Source organism: Streptomyces sp. DH12 (genome assembly GCF_020873895.1).
GTDB lineage: Bacteria > Actinomycetota > Actinomycetes > Streptomycetales > Streptomycetaceae > Streptomyces.
In genome coordinates, this window is sequence record NZ_JAHWGT010000270.1 from 1 (window position 1) to 725 (window position 725).

1 pseudogene is annotated in these 725 nt (G+C 71.6%); it reads right to left on the reverse strand.

From position 1 onward, the window contains the following. Nucleotides 1-725, reverse strand: a pseudogene (locus tag LPA54_RS33965) (branched-chain amino acid ABC transporter permease); the annotation flags it as partial.

Below are 725 nucleotides of genomic sequence, written 5' to 3' on the forward strand. Positions count from 1 at the left end.
ACGCGCGCGAGGCCCTCCCGCTCCAGGTCGAGCAGGCCGGCGAGGCCGACGACGATGTTCAGGCCCAGGGCGACGGTGGCGAAGATCAGGATGTAGACGCCGAGAGTGGCGTACTGGTCGTCGGTCTGGGTGAAGGGGAACAGCGCCGCCGCGACGAACGCGCCGCACACGGTGATGTTCTGGTGGCGGGCGCTGATCTGGGAGGCGTGGGCGATCAGGCCGGAGCGGTTCAGCGCGCTGAAGCCGAAGCCGGCGGTGATCAGGAAGCCGACGAACAGCTCGTCGTACTCGGTGCCGATGCCGTAGGTGAAGACGACCAGGCCGACCGCCAGGACGGCCACGATGATCAGGATCTCGGCGTAGGACGGCAGCGTGCGCACGGGGCGCGGGGAGCCGGAGGCGAAGGCCGCCCGCAGCACCGCCAGGGCGTGTCCGGCGTCGTGCTTGAACTGCTCCCAGCCGCCGGCCTCCGGGTCGATCGGGTCGGGCTCGGGCCGCTCGAAGGGGAGGGCCAGGGCGCCTATGAGGGCGAGGAGCGTGGCGGCGGCGACGAGGTAGCCGCCGGGCTCCAGGTTGACGACGCCGCCGAGGTCGACGCTGATCGAGACGACGGTGTACCAGGCGGTGGCGAAGGTGCCGAGCACCGCGTACTTCACGGCCGCGTCGGCGCCGGCCGGAGTGAGCCAGCCCAGTCCCCTGACGCCGTAGGAGGCGAGGCAGAAGAG